The 16816-nt window shown below is 68.7% G+C and carries 15 protein-coding genes; 10 read left to right on the top strand and 5 right to left on the bottom strand.

Annotated features, from left to right (window positions below):
• Positions 1 to 8: 8 nt before the first annotated feature.
• Together V9K99_RS16385 and V9K99_RS16380 are read right to left on the bottom strand one after the other, a co-directional pair.
• Complete coding sequence (locus tag V9K99_RS16385; protein WP_337000130.1) at positions 9 to 884, bottom strand: universal stress protein; 876 nt, start codon at positions 882 to 884, stop codon at positions 9 to 11.
• Positions 881 to 3268: a phosphoketolase family protein gene (locus tag V9K99_RS16380; RefSeq protein ID WP_337000131.1), complete on the bottom strand. Its 2388-nt coding sequence runs from the start codon at positions 3266 to 3268 to the stop codon at positions 881 to 883. The genes V9K99_RS16385 and V9K99_RS16380 overlap by 4 nt, the downstream gene beginning before the upstream one ends.
• A 177-nt stretch (positions 3269 to 3445) precedes the next feature.
• Between V9K99_RS16380 and V9K99_RS16375 the strand changes: the two genes are divergently transcribed.
• From V9K99_RS16375 to V9K99_RS16360, 4 genes are all read left to right on the top strand, one after another.
• Entirely contained in the window at positions 3446 to 6106 is a 2661-nt protein-coding gene (locus V9K99_RS16375; RefSeq protein WP_337000132.1) for a cation-translocating P-type ATPase, read from the top strand.
• Between the two features lie 71 nt (positions 6107 to 6177).
• A complete protein-coding gene (locus V9K99_RS16370) occupies positions 6178 to 6738 on the top strand; it encodes a hypothetical protein (protein ID WP_337000133.1) in 561 nt (186 codons plus the stop codon).
• 102 nt (positions 6739 to 6840) lie between these two features.
• The gene (locus V9K99_RS16365; RefSeq protein WP_337000134.1) at positions 6841 to 7767 is read left to right on the top strand and encodes a universal stress protein; all 927 of its coding nucleotides are present in this window, start codon (positions 6841 to 6843) and stop codon (positions 7765 to 7767) included.
• A complete protein-coding gene (locus V9K99_RS16360; RefSeq protein WP_337000135.1) occupies positions 7764 to 8885 on the top strand; it encodes a DUF3048 domain-containing protein in 1122 nt (373 codons plus the stop codon). The genes V9K99_RS16365 and V9K99_RS16360 overlap by 4 nt, the downstream gene beginning before the upstream one ends.
• A 51-nt stretch (positions 8886 to 8936) precedes the next feature.
• Here the strand turns inward: V9K99_RS16360 and V9K99_RS16355 are convergent, their stop codons facing one another.
• Complete coding sequence (locus V9K99_RS16355; protein ID WP_337000136.1) at positions 8937 to 9239, bottom strand: 2TM domain-containing protein; 303 nt, start codon at positions 9237 to 9239, stop codon at positions 8937 to 8939.
• A gap of 207 nt (positions 9240 to 9446) precedes the next feature.
• On the opposite strand from V9K99_RS16355, the gene V9K99_RS16350 reads away from it, so the two are divergent.
• Positions 9447 to 9686, top strand: a complete 240-nt coding sequence (locus tag V9K99_RS16350; protein ID WP_337000137.1) for a hypothetical protein — start codon at positions 9447 to 9449, stop codon at positions 9684 to 9686.
• 9 nt (positions 9687 to 9695) lie between these two features.
• Here the strand turns inward: V9K99_RS16350 and V9K99_RS16345 are convergent, their stop codons facing one another.
• Together V9K99_RS16345 and V9K99_RS16340 are read right to left on the bottom strand one after the other, a co-directional pair.
• Positions 9696 to 10232, bottom strand: coding sequence for a hypothetical protein (locus V9K99_RS16345; protein ID WP_337000138.1), 537 nt, complete (start codon positions 10230 to 10232; stop codon positions 9696 to 9698).
• The gene (locus V9K99_RS16340) at positions 10229 to 11341 is read right to left on the bottom strand and encodes an alpha/beta hydrolase (RefSeq protein WP_337000139.1); all 1113 of its coding nucleotides are present in this window, start codon (positions 11339 to 11341) and stop codon (positions 10229 to 10231) included. The genes V9K99_RS16345 and V9K99_RS16340 overlap by 4 nt, the downstream gene beginning before the upstream one ends.
• A gap of 206 nt (positions 11342 to 11547) precedes the next feature.
• On the opposite strand from V9K99_RS16340, the gene V9K99_RS16335 reads away from it, so the two are divergent.
• The 5 genes from V9K99_RS16335 (at position 11548) to V9K99_RS16315 (ending at position 16808) form a co-directional block, all read left to right on the top strand.
• Entirely contained in the window at positions 11548 to 12243 is a 696-nt protein-coding gene (locus tag V9K99_RS16335; RefSeq protein ID WP_337000140.1) for a LiaF transmembrane domain-containing protein, read from the top strand.
• An 87-nt stretch (positions 12244 to 12330) separates the two neighbouring features.
• A complete protein-coding gene (locus V9K99_RS16330; protein WP_337000141.1) occupies positions 12331 to 12921 on the top strand; it encodes a 2-oxoacid:acceptor oxidoreductase family protein in 591 nt (196 codons plus the stop codon).
• A complete protein-coding gene (gene porA / locus V9K99_RS16325; protein WP_337000142.1) occupies positions 12905 to 14152 on the top strand; it encodes a pyruvate ferredoxin oxidoreductase in 1248 nt (415 codons plus the stop codon). Before V9K99_RS16330 ends, porA begins: the two co-directional genes overlap by 17 nt.
• Positions 14153 to 14165: 13 nt before the next feature.
• Positions 14166 to 15170 carry a thiamine pyrophosphate-dependent enzyme gene (locus tag V9K99_RS16320; protein WP_337000143.1) on the top strand — a complete coding sequence of 335 codons (1005 nt, stop codon included), beginning with the start codon at positions 14166 to 14168 and terminating at the stop codon, positions 15168 to 15170.
• Entirely contained in the window at positions 15171 to 16808 is a 1638-nt protein-coding gene (locus V9K99_RS16315) for an NAD(P)-binding protein (RefSeq protein ID WP_337000144.1), read from the top strand.
• The last annotated feature ends 8 nt before the right edge of the window (positions 16809 to 16816 follow it).

Raw genomic sequence — 16816 nt, 5'->3', positions numbered from 1 at the left:
TCGGACCGTCAGCGCACCACGGCCACCGGACACGGTGCGTGGTGCACGAGCGATCGGCTGGTGGAACCGAGCAGCAGCCCGCGGAACGCGCCGCGCCCGCGCGAGCCGACGACCAGCAGTTCGGCCGTCCGGCCGGCATCGATGAGTACGTCGTCGGCGTGGCCGCGGACGAGTTGCTGCCGCACGATCACGTCGGGGTACTTCTCGGAGTGACCCGCGATCGCCTCCGCGAGGACGGCGGCCGACTCTTGTTCCAGTGCGTCCAGGTCGTAGACGAGTGGGAGCATGTCGCCTGGACCGGTGCGGACGGGATCGTGCCAGGCCAGTACGGCGGTCAGGGTCGTGTCCCGTGCCTGGGCCTGCTCGAAGGCGAAGTCGATCGCAGCCGACGAGGTGGACGAGCCGTCGACCCCGACCACGACTCCGTCGGCGTTCTCGGACGTCCAGCGGGACGGAATGACGACGACGGGGCACGGGGCGTGGGTGGCCACATGGGCGGAGACCGAGCCGACCGCAAGATCGCGAAACTCGCCCAGTCCGCGCGAGCCGACCACGATCAGGCCCGCCTCGGTTGCCTCTTGCAACAAAGCCGGCGCGGTCCCGCCGAACTCGATCACCACCTCGAGCTCCAGGCCGGGGTGGTCGGCCCGGATCCGCCGGCAGGTCTGGTCGAGCAATCGCTCGGCGGCCCGGCGCAGCGGTTCGATCTGATGAGAGATCGAGACGCCCATCGGGCCGGCGGACACCGGGAGCGTGAGCACATGAAGCAGGCGGATCTTCGCGTGCCGGCGGTCCGCCTCCGCGGCCGCCCAGTGTGCGGCCGCCTCGCTGGCCGGCGAACCGTCGTACCCGACGACGATGATCGGTGTTCCCGAGCTGGTCATGACGATCTCCCTTCCTGGAGCGGCCAGTGCCAGTCACGCACCTCAGGCAGGTCGTCGCCGTGCTCGAGGATGTAGGCGTGGTGGCGGGTTCGCTGATCGACGAGCCACTGCCGGACCTGCACCGCACGCTGGCCGAGGCCGGGAACCCGGTCGATCACGTCGATCGCGAGGTGGAAGCGGTCGAGGTCGTTGCGGACCACCATGTCGAAGGGTGTGGTCGTCGTACCCTCCTCCTTGTAGCCGCGGACGTGCAGGTTGTCGTGGTTGTGCCGCCGGTAGGTGAGCCGGTGGATCAGCCACGGGTAGCCGTGGTAGGCGAAGATGATCGGCTTGTCCGCGGTGAAGAGAGCGTCGAACTCGGCGTCGGCCAGCCCGTGCGGGTGCTCCGAAGCGGGCTGCAGTCGCATCAGGTCGACCACGTTGACCACGCGGATCTTCAACCAGGGCAGGTGTTCGCGCAGCAGGCTCACCGCGGCCAGCGTCTCCAGCGTCGGTACGTCGCCGGCGCAGGCCATCACCACGTCCGGTTCGCCGTCGTCGTTGCTCGCCCAGTTCCAGACGCCCAGTCCGCGGGCGCAGTGCAACTCGGCCGCCTCGAGGTCCAGCCAGTCCTCCTGCGGGTTCTTCCCGGCCACGATCACGTTGATGTAGTCGTGGCTGGCCAGGCAGTGCGCCGCGGTGGACAGCAAGGTGTTGGTGTCCGGCGGGAGATACACCCGGATGACCTCCGCCTTCTTGTTCACCACGTGGTCGATGAAGCCGGGGTCCTGGTGCGAGAAGCCGTTGTGGTCCTGCCGCCACACGTGCGAGGTGAGCAGGTAGTTCAGCGAGGCGATCGGCCGGCGCCAGGGGAGTAGGCGGGTGACCTTGAGCCACTTGGCGTGCTGGTTGGCCATCGAGTCGACCAGGTGCACGAAGGCCTCGTAACACGAGAACCACCCGTGCCGACCGGTCAGCAGGTATCCCTCCAGCCAGCCCTGACAGGTGTGCTCGCTCAGGATCTCCATCACCCGGCCGTCCACGGCGAGGTGTTCGTCGGTCGGCAACACCTCCGCGTTCCACGCCTTGTTCGTCACCTCGTACAGCGCGTCCAGCCGGTTGGAGGCGGTCTCGTCAGGTCCGAAGACCCGGAAGTTCCGTTCGTGCGCGTTGGCCTGCATCACGTCCCGCAGGAAGGTGCCGAGCACCCTGGTCGGCTCGTGCCGGACACTGCCCGGCTGCGGTACGTCGACGGCGTACTCCGAAAGGTCGGGGAGGTCCAGCGCGCGGGACAGGATCCCGCCGTTCGCATGAGGATTCGATCCCATCCGCCGGTCGGCGTCCGGGACCTGGTCCAGCAGTTGCCGCACCGGTCGCCCAGCGACGTCGAACAGCTCCTCTGGACGGTAGCTGCGCAGCCATTCCTCGAGCAGTGCGAGGTGCTCCGGTGACGTGCGTACGCCGGACAACGGGACCTGGTGGGCCCGCCAGGTCCCCTCGATCAGGACGCCGTCGACCTCGTGCGGACCGGTCCACCCCTTCGGCGTGCGAAACACGATCATCGGCCAGGCACGACGCGGCGCGGACGGATCAGCCTTCGCCTCGGACTGGATGTCGGCGATCTCGTCGAGCACGTGGTCGAGGGTGGCGGCGAGGCTCTGGTGGACCAGTTCCGGATCGTCGCCGTCGACGAGGTACGGCTGGTAGCCGTAGCCCTCCAGGAGACTGGTGAGCTCGTCGTCGCCGATCCGGGCCAGGATCGTCGGGTTGGCGATCTTGTAGCCGTTGAGGTGCAGGATCGGCAGGACCGCGCCGTCGGTGCGCGGATCGATGAACTTGTTGGAGTGCCACGACGCGGCCAGCGGACCGGTCTCGGCCTCACCGTCGCCGACGACACAGGCAACCACCAGATCAGGGTTGTCCAGTACGGCGCCGTACGCGTGACTGAGCGAGTAGCCGAGCTCACCGCCCTCGTGGATCGAGCCGGGCAGTTCAGGCGCCACATGGCTCGGGATGCCGCCGGGGAACGAGAACTGGCGGAACAGGTGGTTCATGCCGTGCTCGTCTCGCGGTACGTCCGGATAGGTCTCGCTGTAGCTGCCTTCCAGCCAGGTGTTCGCGGCGATCGCCGGGCCACCGTGGCCGGGGCCGATCACGTACATCATGCTCAGGTCGCGCTGCTTGATCGCGCGGTTGAGGTGCGCGTACAGCATGTTCAGCCCAGGCGTGGTGCCCCAGTGGCCCAGCAACCTCGGCTTGACGTGCTCGGCCCGCAGCGGCTCGGTCAGCAGGGCGTTGCGGAGCAGATAGATCTGGCCGACCGACAGATAGTTGGCGGCCCGCCAATAGGCATCCAGAGCCTGGACCTCGTCGTCCGTCAAGGGCTTGTCGCTGACCTGCTGCATATGTACTCCTCGGGTCTCGTCACATGTGCTTCAACAGTGCGACCCGCGTTGCCGGCGCAACCAGGGCCAAAAGTCCCCGAACCAGGGCCCCGTAAGTAGCGTCCTGGAGTCGGTCGGGGTCTGTCGGAAGGCCATTTGGCCCTACTGAGCCATGAGGTGATTCGCGAGGCTCGAGAGATGAGAATCGACCGACAGATGCCTTCCAGCGGGAGCGGGCCGGCTTCCACCGTGCTTGGCCCGATGTCCCGCGGGCTCACCTCGGCCGAGGCAGCCCGGCGCCTCGTGGCAGACGGACGTAACGTGTTGCCGGCCGTCCGGCAGACACCGCCCTGGCGACTCCTGCTGGCTCAGTTGACTCATCTGTTCGCCTTGATGCTGTGGGCCGCCGCAGTGCTGGCGTTGCTGGCCGGGCTGGCCCCACTGGCGCTGGCGATCGTCGTGATCATCATCGTGAACGGCGTGTTCGCCTTCGCCCAGGAGTATCGCGCCGACAGGGCCGCACAGCGGCTGCGTGACTTGCTACCTGCCCGCGCGCGGGTGGTCCGGGACGGGCAGCTCATCAGCGTGGATGCAGCTGAACTGGTGCGCGGCGACCTGGTAATCCTTGCCGCGGGTGACAAGATCAGCGCCGACCTGACGCTGCAGCTCGGGCACGGCTTGGCCGTTGACGAGTCGATGCTCACCGGCGAGAGCATCCCGGTCCGCCCACGGCCTGGCGCGGCGCTGTCGGCCGGCACCTTCGTGGTCCAGGGCGAGGCTGAGGCGACGGTCACGGCTGTCGGGGGCGGTACGCGGCTGGCCGGTATTCAGGCCCTGACGGAGAGCGCTGACCGACCTGACAGCCCGCTGACCGTCGAGCTGCATCGCCTGGTCCGGGTGATCGCGATCATTGCGGTAGCGGTCGGCGTTTCGCTGGCCGGCGTCTCGATGATGCTCGGCCTCGGAACGACCAAGGCCCTGCTCTTCGGCGTCGGAGTGATGGTCGCACTGGTGCCGGAGGGGCTGTTGCCGACGGTGACTCTCTCGCTGGCCCGTGGCGCGCAACGGATGGCCCACGGCAACGCGCTGGTACGTCGGTTGGACGCTGTCGAGACCCTTGGCGCGACGACCTTCGTCTGCACGGACAAGACCGGAACTCTGACGATGAATCAGATGTCAGTGCAGGAGGTCTGGACCAGGGCGGGAACGGTGATCGTCGCCGGCGACGGATACAACCCGGACGGGAGCGGCCGCGGGCCGGCGTCGGCGGTGGCGCTCGCGGTGGAGGCGGCGGCCGGCGCGGTGACGTGTGTCCGCGGCCGTGCGGTCCGCAAGGGCGATCGCTGGGTGGCTGAGGGCGATCCGATGGAAGTCGCCCTTGACGTGCTGGCGCGACGGCTAGGGGCGAGCCCGGTCGACCCGTCCGAGGTGACCGGGAGGGTCAGCTTCCGTAGCGAGACCCGTTACAGTGCGGCCGTCGTACCGGCTGGAACGTTTGTGATCGGGGCGCCGGATGCTCTGCTGCCGTACTGCCGCCCTGACGGTGCCGACGCCCTTGCGGCGGTCGACGAGCTTGCCGGGCGCGGCAGGCGCGTGCTGGCGATCGCGCGCGCGGACGAACCCTTGGTCCATGACGGAGTGCTCGATCTTGCCGCCGACCGGTTGGAGCTTCTTGCGGTGGTCGGTCTGGAGGATCCGCCCCGCACCGACGTACGGCCCGCGCTGGGGGCCTGCCGATCGGCGGGTGTGCGGATCGCGATGGTCACCGGAGATCATGCCGCCACTGCCACCGTGATCGCTCGTGAGGTCGGGCTGCTGTCGCCGGACGGCCTCGTTATCAGCGGTTCCGACCTGCCGGCCGGGGACGAAGAGCTGGGAGCCCTGCTGGATCGGCCGGATGGTGTCGTGGTTGCCAGGGTCACCCCGGCCGACAAACTGCGGATCGCCCGCGCCCTGCGTGCTCGCGGCCATGTGGTGGCGATGACCGGCGACGGCGTCAACGACGCCCCGGCGCTGCGCGAGGCGGACGTCGGCGTCGCGATGGGTGCCTCCGGCAGTGACGTCGCGCGGGCGGCGGCGGATCTGGTGCTGCTGGACGACCACTTCGCGAGCATCGTGACCGCGATCCGGCTCGGCCGCGCGACCTTCTCCAACGTCCGGCGCTTCCTCACCTACCACCTGACCGACAACGTGGCCGAGCTGGCGCCCTTCGCGGTGTGGGCCCTGACCGGCAGTTCGATCCCGCTGGCCATCGGGGTCCTGCAGGTGCTCGCACTCGACATCGGCACCGACATGCTGCCGGCGGTTGCCCTCGGCATCGAGAAACCGGGCCGGCACGCGCTGGAAGGGCCGGCCCGGTACCGGCGGATCGTCGACCGGGTGCTCCTGTTCCGCGCGTTCGCGGTCCTCGGGGCCACCGAGGCACTGCTGTCCATGACGGCGTTCGTCGCCGTCCTGCTGGGCGCAGGCTGGCGGTACGGCGACACGCCGTCTACGACTGCCCTCGCGGCTGCCTCCGGTACGGCGTTCGCCGTGATCGCGGTCGCCCAGATGGCCAACGCCTTCGCCTGCCGAAGCGAGACCCGGCCGGTCACGAAGCTCGCACCGGGTGGGAATCGGGCTCTTCTCGTCGCGGTCGCAGTGGAGTTCGCCCTACTCGGTGTGTTCCTCGGCGTCCCGCAGCTGTCGCACCTCCTCGGCGGCAGTTGGCCTTCTCTGTCGGGCTGGTTGTGGGCGGTCGGGGCCGCCGTACTCCTGCTGGTCGTGGACGCCTCGCACAAGCAGCTCCGCAGATTCAGGACGCGCCGGCGGCGGGCATCGGTCCCGACCGGAGAGGTCCTTCGGCACCTCCGGCGGTGACCACGGCCTCTGCCCGGAGGACTCGTGGTGCCGGACGATCGAGTCAACCAGTAAGAGGAAAGGACAAGATCATGACGACCACCCCGCACCGGCGGAACCTCGCGGTACCCGTGATGGAGCCCGATGGCGATCGGCGCCCCTTCATCTCCGTGGCGGCCGGCCGTGCGCTGGCTGTACTGCGGATCGCCTTCGGACTCACGTTCCTGTGGGCGTTCGTGGACAAGCTGTTCGGCTTCGGTTACGCCACCCCGTCCGGCAAGGGCTGGATCGACGGCGGCGACCCGACGGCCGGATTCCTGGGCAAGGGGACCAGTGGCCCGTTCGCGGACTTCTACCAGTCGCTGGTCGGTGACTGGTGGGTGACGCCGCTGTTCATGGTCGGTCTGGCCGGTATCGGCCTGGCGCTGACGCTGGGCATCGGGATGCGGATCGCGGCCGCCACGGGTGCCTTGCTGTACGTCCTGATGTGGACCGCCGCCCTGCCGCCGGAGAACAACCCGGTGCTGGACGACCACATCCTCGGCGCGATCTCCCTGGTCGTTCTCGCTCTGGTTGCCGCTGGCAACGTGTGGGGCTTCGGCCGGCAGTGGTCGCGGCTGTCGATCGTACAGCGCTACCCCTGGCTGCGGTGATCCGGACGCGAAGGAACCGGGTGCCGGTTCCACGCGTGACACACAGACGGGCCTTGCGGGACGACGATTCCGCAAGGCCCGTGACAGTGCTGGAGGCTTGACATGCGTACCTGGACAAGGACCGGACCGGTCGTCGTAGAGGTTGACGGTAGCGCGGAGGGACTGCGCGTCGTGGACTACGCGGCGTTGGAGGCGATCCGGTCTGGCACGGAGCTGGTGCTGGCCGCACCGTATCCAGGCCACAGTTCGAAGAACCCGACGACACCCGGCGATCAGCCGAAACCTCCCGCAGAGCTCGCCGATGCCAGTCTGCGGATCGCGGTCGCGCACGTCCGTTACAACTACGGGTATGGGCTGCCACTCACGGCCGTCTCTGCGGTGGGCTCGCGGTTGAAGGTACTGTCGCAGGCTGCCCGCAACGCCCGCGTCGTGGTCGTCGGGCGCACGCGCACCCGCGGTCCGCATCGGCTTGTCGCCGCACAGGCCAACATCTTCCTGGCCGTCCGGGCCGACTGCCCGGTGATCGTCGTACCTCTGACCTGGAAGCCCAGCGAGCTCGATCGCAGAGTCGCGGTCGGAATCGATGGCACATCGCTCTCGACCGAGGCAGTGGGATTCGCCTTCGGGACCGCCGCGGACCGCGAAGGCGGTGTGATCGTGGTGCACGCTGCCCACGCACCCCGGCACGACAGCGACCGGGACGGCGTCGAGCAATCCTGGGTCCGGCGGGCGGATGTGCTCGTCGCCGAAACCCTGGCCGGCTGGACCGATGAGTATCCCGAGGTCAAGGTGACCCGCTACCTGACCGCCCGCCCGGTAGTGGAAGCGCTACTCCACGAAGGCGCCCAGGCCGGCCTCGTCGTACTCGGCGCCCGCGCCGGACTCCTGCCGGTCTGCGATCCAGTGACCCGTCGCACCGTGGCCGCAATGACAGGCCCCGTCGCGATCGTCCCCCACCACCTGACACCCGCGGAGCCCGACCGGCGAGGCCGTGAATCTCTGGACCGAAGGGAAGTGATGGTCCGGTGATACAGCAAACACAGCCGGGGGCCGTCCGGCGGTTGGCGGCCAAACTGGTGTCGACCACTCGTCGACGCGTCGTGCTCGCCACAACCCTGGTCGGTCTGATCGTGCTGGGCCTGGTGGGGGCCTTCGCGTTGTGGGGCGGCGACTCGGAGCAACCGTCCGGTACGCCGCCGGCGGCATCCGCTGGGCCGACCGTGCCCGGCGACGGTGCCGTCAGCATGGACGGCCGGGCGCCATTGACCGGTGTCCCGGTCAAGGATGCTCTGGATCGACCGGCGATCACGGTGAAGATCTCCAACACGCCGAACGCCCATCCGCACCGCGGCCTCGGCGACGCGGACATCGTCTTCGTCGAACCCATCACTGGGGCGACCACTCGCCTCGCGGCGATCTTCCACTCCAAGCTCCCGGCCCAGGTCGGTCCGGTGCGCTCCCTGCGGCCGATGGATGCGGCCCTGATCGGTCCGACCAAGGGCATCATCGCCAACACGATGGCCGACAAGTGGGTCCTCGAGTATGTGGACAAGGTCGCCGACCTCGCGAATCTCGGGTCCTTGCGGGTGCCGGCCGGAACGTATGCGCTCGACGACACCCGGCGAGCACCGAACCACGTCTTCGCCAGACCTGCCAAGTTGCTGGCCCTGACCGACCGCACCGCACCGCCCGCGCCGTACTTCGACTACGCGGCGGGCATCGCTCAGTCGACAGCACAGCGCCGCGGACAACTCGTGCGGTCGGTATCGGTCGCGTACGGAGGATCCGCAACAGCCACCTGGACGTACGACGCGCGCACCCGCCGGTGGCTGCGGGCGGAGAAGTGGTCCCCGCATCTGATCGAGAACGGTGGCCAGGTTGCCGCGGACAACGTCATCGTCCTGACCGCCGCGCGTGACACCAGCTTCGCCAAGGCGAAGCCGGCCATGACGATCCTGGACGTGTTCAATGCGTCCGGGACGCTCAAGGTGTTCACCGGCGACAAGGTGATCAGCGGACGGTGGAGCAAGGGCGACGTCAACGAGCCGTTCACGTTCACCACCGCGGACGGCAAGCCGCTGCTGCTGACACCTGGTACGACGTGGGTCGAATGCGCACTCACCGAGATGGCCGTCGAGACGAACTGAGGTCATCAATCACGAAGGGCCGGCTGGTCACCGGCCCTTCGTTGGGTGTGGCTACCTGCGGTGTGCGATGCGGTCCATCGCGGCGTTGACCGCCTTTTCGTTCGGCTCGGGCCAGAGCACGTCCCAGGTGTGGAACATCAGGCCGATACCCCACCCGAACATCGGGAACGCCGGCCAGAAAAAGCCGCTTCCGGTCAGGAACCAGATGACCACCAGGAAGGCGTTCACCATCACGTACGCCAGCACGTGACCGCTGAGCTCGCGCCGCTTGCGCAACTCGGCGACCGCCTGCTCACGCAACTCGGCCTCGGACAAGGGCGGTCCCGTCCGGTCGATCACTGCTCTGTCGTCCATCGCTGCCTCCTTCAGACGCGGGACTGACCGGGGCATGCGGATCCGGGTCCTGCGATACGTCGCTGCACGAGCAGGCCGAATCCGGTCGCAGTACCCCGCACCCTCAGTGTTGCCGGACGCAACAGGCCCTGCCAGGGCAGGAAGTCCCCGCCTCGGCAGTCCCTTCGCCCCCTTGCCGCCGGGTTCGGGCGGGCGCATTGTTGAGACGTGGCCAGGACGAAGTGGGACGAGCTCAGTCCCCGCAGGCGCCGCCTCATCGTGGTGGGTGGTGTGATTGACGGTGCACTGAAGATCGCTGCCCTGGCCGACCTGGCGCGCCGGCCGGCTGCTGAGGTCAGAGGATCCAAGTGGGCGTGGGCGGCCGCCCTCACGCTGATCAGCTCGGTCGGCGCGGTTCCGATCGCCTACTTCACCTACGGCCGGCGAACCCCACCCACGACGCGATAGGCGCCGACTTCAGGTGGTTGTGCTGACGGCTCGGTGGGTGAAGGCGCTGAGCCACAGGATGAAGCCGGCGACGAGTGACAGGATGGCGATGGCGAGACCGGCCAGGACACCTGGCAGGGCCCGGTGGGCGTAGCTGTCGCCGACGACGAGCCGTCCGGTGCTGACGCCGCTGACCTGGATCTCGTAGACGCCGGCGCTCGGCGCGTCGAACGTGGCGACGGCGCGGCCTTCGGTGAGGTCGACCTTCTCGTAGACGAGTTCGCCCTGGTACGGCGTGACGTCGACAGGGGAGCCCACGGGGTCTGTCACGGTGATCGAGAGGTCGTCGTACCGGACCGTCCGGTCTCCGCCCTCGTAGTACACGACCCGGCTGGTCGGCTGGTCGATCCGTAGCGACATCGTGCCCGGGATCGAGGTCCCGTCGAACGAGTCGAGACGACGTTGCGCATCGCGGAATGAGGTGAATCCGAGAGTGACACCCAGCACCAGTCCGGCGAGGGCGATGGCTCCAGCGAGCCAGTAGCCGTACTGCTTGGTGGTGGTCATGGCGAGGCCTTGCTTCCTTCGAGGTCGAATGCGGTGGTGAGGAAGGTGGTGACCCGTTCTTCCCACTCGCGTGGGTGGGTTCGGAGAGCGTCGGTGTGGCCGGTGCCGGGGACGATCCACAGGTCGACGGTGCCGGGTGACGCGGACTTGATGTAGCGGCCCGCGTTGCCTTCGTCAGCACGGTTGCCGGCGGCGATGAGCAGCACCTTTCGCGGGGCGCCGGCGGCCACCGCATCACGCAACGCGAGCGGTTGATCGGTGTCCGTGAGGAGGTCGGCGATGCCGTAGGTCAGCCAGTCCAGGCCCTCCTGGAGGGCGCCGCGCCAGCCGAACTCGTCGGACAGCCACGCCCGGTCGGCGGGTACCCGATTGGTGGCGCCTTCGGCCACGACCGCACGGATCCTTCGGTCGCTTGCCGCGGCACCGATCGCCTCCTCGCCGCCCATCGACAGCCCGACCGCCGCAATCAGTTCGTCGTCGACATCCGGTCGCGTCTGCAGGAACGACACGGCCGCGCTGACGTCCTGGTCGCCGTACCAACCGAAGTCCATCGCGCGGCCGTCGCTTCGGCCATGACCGCGTGCGTCGAAGAGCAGTACGCCGTACCCGTGACGCGCCAGCACGACAGCGTGTTCGAGGACGCTCGAGCGAGTCGAGCCCGCGCCATGCAGCAGGACAACGGCCGCGCGGTTGCCGGACGGGATGTACCAACCGGCGAGGGCGACCCCGTCAGTGGTGAGGAAGGCGACTTCTTCGAATGCCAGGCGGCGGTCAGCCGGAGTTGTCGAGCCGACCGTTGTCGGAGGCACGTTGGTTGCCGCGACCGCCGGGCCGATCGTCAATGCCGCGGTGGCGACCACGGCGAGAAGGGCGGGCACCACCAGGACTCGGCGCCAACTACGGGCGCCGCGCACCAGGTTCACCCCGCCGAGAGCCAGCAGCACCAGACCGGCGACCAGGACGGCGAGTCCGATGACGGTGACGACCTGGAAGCCGGCCTTCGCCAGGTACGGCGGACCGAGGCCGGCCCCGACTCCGAGCACGAGACATCCGACCGCGAACACCAGGCCCGCTCGGAGGATGTTGGGACGGGTATCAACTCGCTCCATGTCGCGTCACCTCCGTGTCGACTCCTCTCGACCAGACTCCGTCGCGCGGCGCTCGCGACCCAGGGCCGGAGGTCCTGATCCGGCGGGGTTCATCGAGGCGCTGACCGTGGCTGCGAAGGGCGTTCGCCAGGCAGGTACGGGCCCATCGCCTCTGCCGTGGAGGCGGGACCCGCGGGGAGGGTGGAGTTGAGTGGAAGGGGTGTGTCATGACACCTGTACGGATGTGGATCGGAGTGGTTCTGGTCGCCCTCGGGGTGATCGGGATTCTGGAGGCCACCGGTACGGGGACCGGCGGCGTGGCCGACTGGTGGCCGATCGCGGTGATCGGCCTCGGCGTGGCGGCGATGTTCGGCCGACGGCGGGTGAGCCTGGGTCCGCTGGTGATCGTCGCGCTCGGCTTCGTGCTGCTGGCGGACCAGCAGTCGTGGACCGACGAGGACCTGTTCGGCCCGGCCCTGCTGATCGTGTTCGGCCTCGCCGTGCTGTTCGGAGTCAGCCGGACCTACGGCCGCGGCCACGGTGCGGACAGTTCGTTCGCGATGTTCGCCGGCACGAAGGTCAAGAATCGTTCCGAGCACCTGACGAAGACGGACGCGACGGCCATCTTCGGCGGCGTCACGCTGGATCTGCGGGAGGCGCACATCGACAAGGAGGCGACGGTCGACGCGATCGCGGTCTTCGGTGGAGTCGACATCCTGGTACCGCGCGGATGGCGGGTGGCGGTGACCGGTACACCGATTCTCGGTGAACTCGAGGACAAGACGACGGCCAACGGATACCTGCCGCCCGACGCGCCCGTGCTGAAGGTCAACGGGCTCGCCGTCTGCGGTGGCGTCGACATCGCGAACCAACCCCGCGATGCGGCGCGCCAGGAAGACCGGGTCGGCGACCGGGTCGGCTGAGCGAGGGTCCTTCGGCCCGTCGACTGCGTTCGGAAGTCCCTGCCGGGGTGAAGGTCGAGGAGGTGAGGATCGCAGTGAGGTGAGGCGATGTTCCAGGTACGAGTACACGGTCGCGGTGGTCAGGGCGTGGTGACCACTGCGGAACTGCTGTCGGTGGCGGCCTTCAGTGAGGGCCGGCATGCGCAGGCTTTCCCGACGTTCGGGTCGGAGCGCACCGGTGCGCCGGTGGTCGGCTTCTGCCGGATCGACGACCGGCCGATCCGGACGCATGAACCGGTCGTCCGTCCCGATGCCGTGATCATCCAGGACGCGACGTTGTTGCATCAGGTCGACGTGTTCGACGGACTCGCGCCGGACGGCTACCTGCTGATCAACACTTCCCGAAGTCTCGACGACCTCGGCCTGGATTCGTTCGTACGGCGTTTCGGCCGGCACCGCGTGATGACCGTACCGGCGACCGAGCTGGCGATGAAACACCTGCGCAAGCCGCTGCCGGGTGCGGTGCTGCTGGCCGCCTTCGCCGCGCTCACCGCTCAGATCCGGCTCGCGTCGGTCGTCGCGGCGATCGAGGAACGATTCCCTGGTCACGTCGCAGCCGGCAACGTCGCCGCGGCCGAAGCGGCCTACGAGCTGGTCCGTTCACAGATCGAGGAGCCTGCTCGTGCTCAAACAGATTGAGGGATCGCGCGGCGTCGCGGAGGCGGTTGCTCTGTGCCGTCCGGAGGTGATCTGTGCCTACCCGATCTCGCCGCAGACGCACATCGTCGAGGCCCTCAGCACCTTGGTGAAGTCGGGTGAGCTGACGCCGTGCGAGTTCGTGAACGTCGAGTCGGAGTTCGCCGCGATGTCGGTCGCGATCGGTGCGTCCGCCGCGGGTGCCCGGGCCTACACGGCCACCGCGAGCCAGGGCCTGCTGTACATGGCGGAGCCGCTGTACAACGCCTCCGGTCTCGGACTGCCGATCGTGATGACGGTGGCGAACCGGGCGATCGGCGCGCCGATCAACATCTGGAACGACCAGGGCGACTCGATGTCCCAGCGCGACTCCGGCTGGATCCAGCTGTACGCCGAGACGAACCAGGAGGCGCTCGATCTGCACATCCAGGCCTTCCGGATCGCCGAGGAGCTGTCGTTGCCGGTGATGGTGTGCATGGACGGGTTCGTGTTGACCCATGCCGTCGAGCGGGTCGACGTACCGGCGGCGGAGCTGGTGGATCGCTTCCTCCCGCCGTACGAGCCCCGGCAGGTGCTGGATCCGGACGACCCGGTGTCGATCGGCGCGATGGTGGGGCCGGATGCGTTCACCGAGGTCAGGTATCTGGCCCACGACAAACAGATGCAGGCGCTGGAACTCATTCCGGCGGTCGCGTCGGACTTCGCGGCCACGTTCGGACGCGACTCAGGTGGTCTGGTCCGGCCGTATCGCTGTGAGGATGCCGAGACCATCGTGCTTGCGCTCGGCTCTGTCCTCGGCACGATCAAGGACACCGTCGACGAGCTGCGCGACGAGGGCGTGAGGATCGGAGTCCTCGGGCTGACCTCGTTCCGGCCGTTCCCGCTGGAGGCAGTCCGTACGGCGCTCTGCGGAGCGGACCGCGTCGTCGTACTGGAGCGTGCACTCGCAGTCGGTGTCGGCGGCATCGTCACGGCCAACGTCAGGATGGCGCTGTCCGGCATCCATTTGCACGGCTACACGGTCATCGCGGGCCTCGGGGGACGGCCGATCACCAAGGCATCGCTGCGCGGGCTGTTCGCCGAGGCGATCGCCGATCGACTCGAGCCGCTGACCTTCCTCGACCTCAACCGCGAGCTGGTCGATCGCGAACTGCAGCGGAACAGGGCGACGCGCCGGTCCGGACCAGCGGCCGAGAACCTGCTGCGCGACCTCGGCACCGCCCGGAGCGGCTGAAAGGACATCGGCCATGGGACAGCAACGGATCAGGTTCTACCAGACCGGCAGCTTCGCGGTCGGGAACCGGCTGCTCGATCCGGACCAGCGGTCGGTGCAGGCGGACACCCGCCGTACCAACTCGCTGAACTCCGGTCACCGCGCCTGCCAGGGCTGCGGCGAGGCGCTCGGGGCACGATACGCCCTCGACGCGGTGATGCGTGCCACGGGCAACCAGATGGTCGCCGTCAACGCGACCGGGTGCCTCGAGGTCTTCTCCACGCCGTACCCGGAGACTTCCTGGCAGATTCCCTGGCTGCACTCGCTGTTCGGCAACGCGCCGGCGGTGGCCACCGGCGTTGCCGCGGCCCTGAAGGCGAAGGGCCGGACCGGCGTCCGGGTCGTCGGCCAGGGTGGGGACGGCGGCACTGTCGACATCGGTCTCGCCTGCTTGTCAGGGATGTTCGAGCGGAACGACGACGTGCTCTACATCTGCTACGACAACGGCGGCTACATGAACACCGGCGTGCAGCGTTCCGGCGCCACCCCGCATGCCGCGGCGACGACGACAACGCCGGCGGTCGGCGCCGAGCCGGGCAACAACTTCGGCCAGGGCAAGAGTCTGCCCCTGATCGCGATGGCCCATCGAATCCCGTACGTCGCCACGGCGACCGTGGCCGATCTGCGCGACCTGGAGTACAAGGCCAAACGCGCGATGGAGTTCGACGGCGCGCGCTACCTGCATGTGCTGGTGCCCTGCCCGCTGGGCTGGCGGACGGCCTCTGACGAGACCATCCGGATCGCCCGGCTGGCCACCGAGACCGGCATCTTCCCGGTGTTCGAGGCCGAGGACGGGGAAGTGGTCGGCGTGTCCAAGATCCGCACCCGCCGTCCGGTGGCCGACTATCTCGAGCCACAGGGACGGTATGCGCACCTGTTCGGCGAGACGCCCCGCGAGGACGTCATCGCGCGGATCCAGGCGGAGGCGGACCGCAACGTCCGGACCTTCGGCCTGGTCGATCCCGAGGTGGTGGGTTAGATGCCAGAGGCAAACACACCGAGATCGCTGCCGTTCGCGATCACGCTCGACGTCGGGTCGAGCCTGGCGAACAAGACCGGCTCGTGGCGGACCGAACGGCCCGCGTACATCGACCGGCTGCCACCGTGCAATGACGCCTGCCCGGCGGGCGAGAACATCCAGCAGTGGCTGTATCACGCGGAGGAAGCCGGGTACGAGGCGGCGTGGCGGCAGATCATGGCCGACAACCCGTTCCCCGCGGTGATGGGCCGGGTCTGCTACCGGCCCTGTGAGACCGCGTGCAACCGGGCGACGCTCGACGAGGCCGTCGGTATCAACTCGGTCGAGCGATTCCTCGGTGATGAGGCGATCAAGCAGGGCTGGACGATGCCCGTTGACGTGTCGCCCAGCGGCAAACACGTGCTGGTCGTCGGCGCCGGTCCGTCCGGGCTGTCGGCGGCGTACCACTTGACGCGGCTCGGCCATCAGGTCACCATCCGGGACAGCTGCACCGAAGCCGGCGGAATGATGCGCTACGGGATTCCGTCGTACCGCCTGCCGCGCGATGTCGTGGACGCGGAGATCCAGCGGATCGTCGACCTGGGCGTGCGACTCGAGCTCGGCACCACCGTCACGGATGTGCGGACGGCGCTGAGTGAGTTCGATGCCGTGTTCCTGGCCGTCGGCGCGCACATCGGCCGACGTGCCGACATCCCCGCCGGGGACTCCGCGCGGATCCTCGATGCGGTGTCTCTGCTGGCCGGGCTGGAGGAGGGCGAGCAGCCGTTGCTCGGACGCCGGGTGGCCGTGTACGGCGGCGGCAACACCGCGATGGACGTGGCCCGGACCGCACGGCGGCTGGGCGCGACCGATGCCGTCGTGGTCTACCGCCGTACCCGGGACCGGATGCCGGCCAACGGCATCGAGGTGGAGGAGGCCCTGGAGGAGGGCGTCCGGATGCGGTGGCTTTCCACCATCACGTACGCCGAAGCCGGGCGCATCAGGATCGAGAAGATGCGTCTCGACGAGACGGGCTTCCCGCAGCCGACCGGAGAGTTCGAAGACCTCGACGCGGACTCGGTCGTGCTCGCGCTCGGTCAGCTGTCGGATCTGGCCCTGGTCGGCGAGCTGCCGGACGTGACGATCGCCGACGGCGTCGTACAGGTCGGTCAGGACCTGATGACGGGTCACCCGGGCGTCTTCGCCGGCGGTGACATGGTGCCGTCGGAGCGGACCGTCACCGTCGCGATCGGGCACGGCAAGAAGGCGGCGAGAAACATCGACGCGTGGCTGCGCGGTACGACGTACGAGCGGCCCGCGCGGCACGATCCGGCCACCTACGACCGGTTGAACACCTGGTACTACGCGGATGCGCCGGCGACCGTGCGACCACGGCTCGATGTGGCCCGGCGGATCAGCACGTTCGACGAGGTGACAGGTGGGCTGGACGAGTCGACGGCGCTGTTCGAGGCGCGACGATGCATGTCGTGCGGCAACTGCCTCGAGTGCGACAACTGCTTCGGGGTCTGCCCGGACAACGCGGTGATCAAGCTCGGCGCGGGCAAGTACGAGATCGATCTCGACTTCTGCAAGGGCTGTGGCCTGTGCGCCGCCGAGTGCCCGAGTGGCGCGATCGAGATGTTCCCGGAACGGCTGTGAAGGAGCGC

Source organism: Kribbella sp. CCNWLW201, from assembly GCF_037203805.1.
Taxonomy (GTDB): domain Bacteria; phylum Actinomycetota; class Actinomycetes; order Propionibacteriales; family Kribbellaceae; genus Kribbella.
This window is presented reverse-complemented; position numbering and strand designations above follow the sequence as displayed.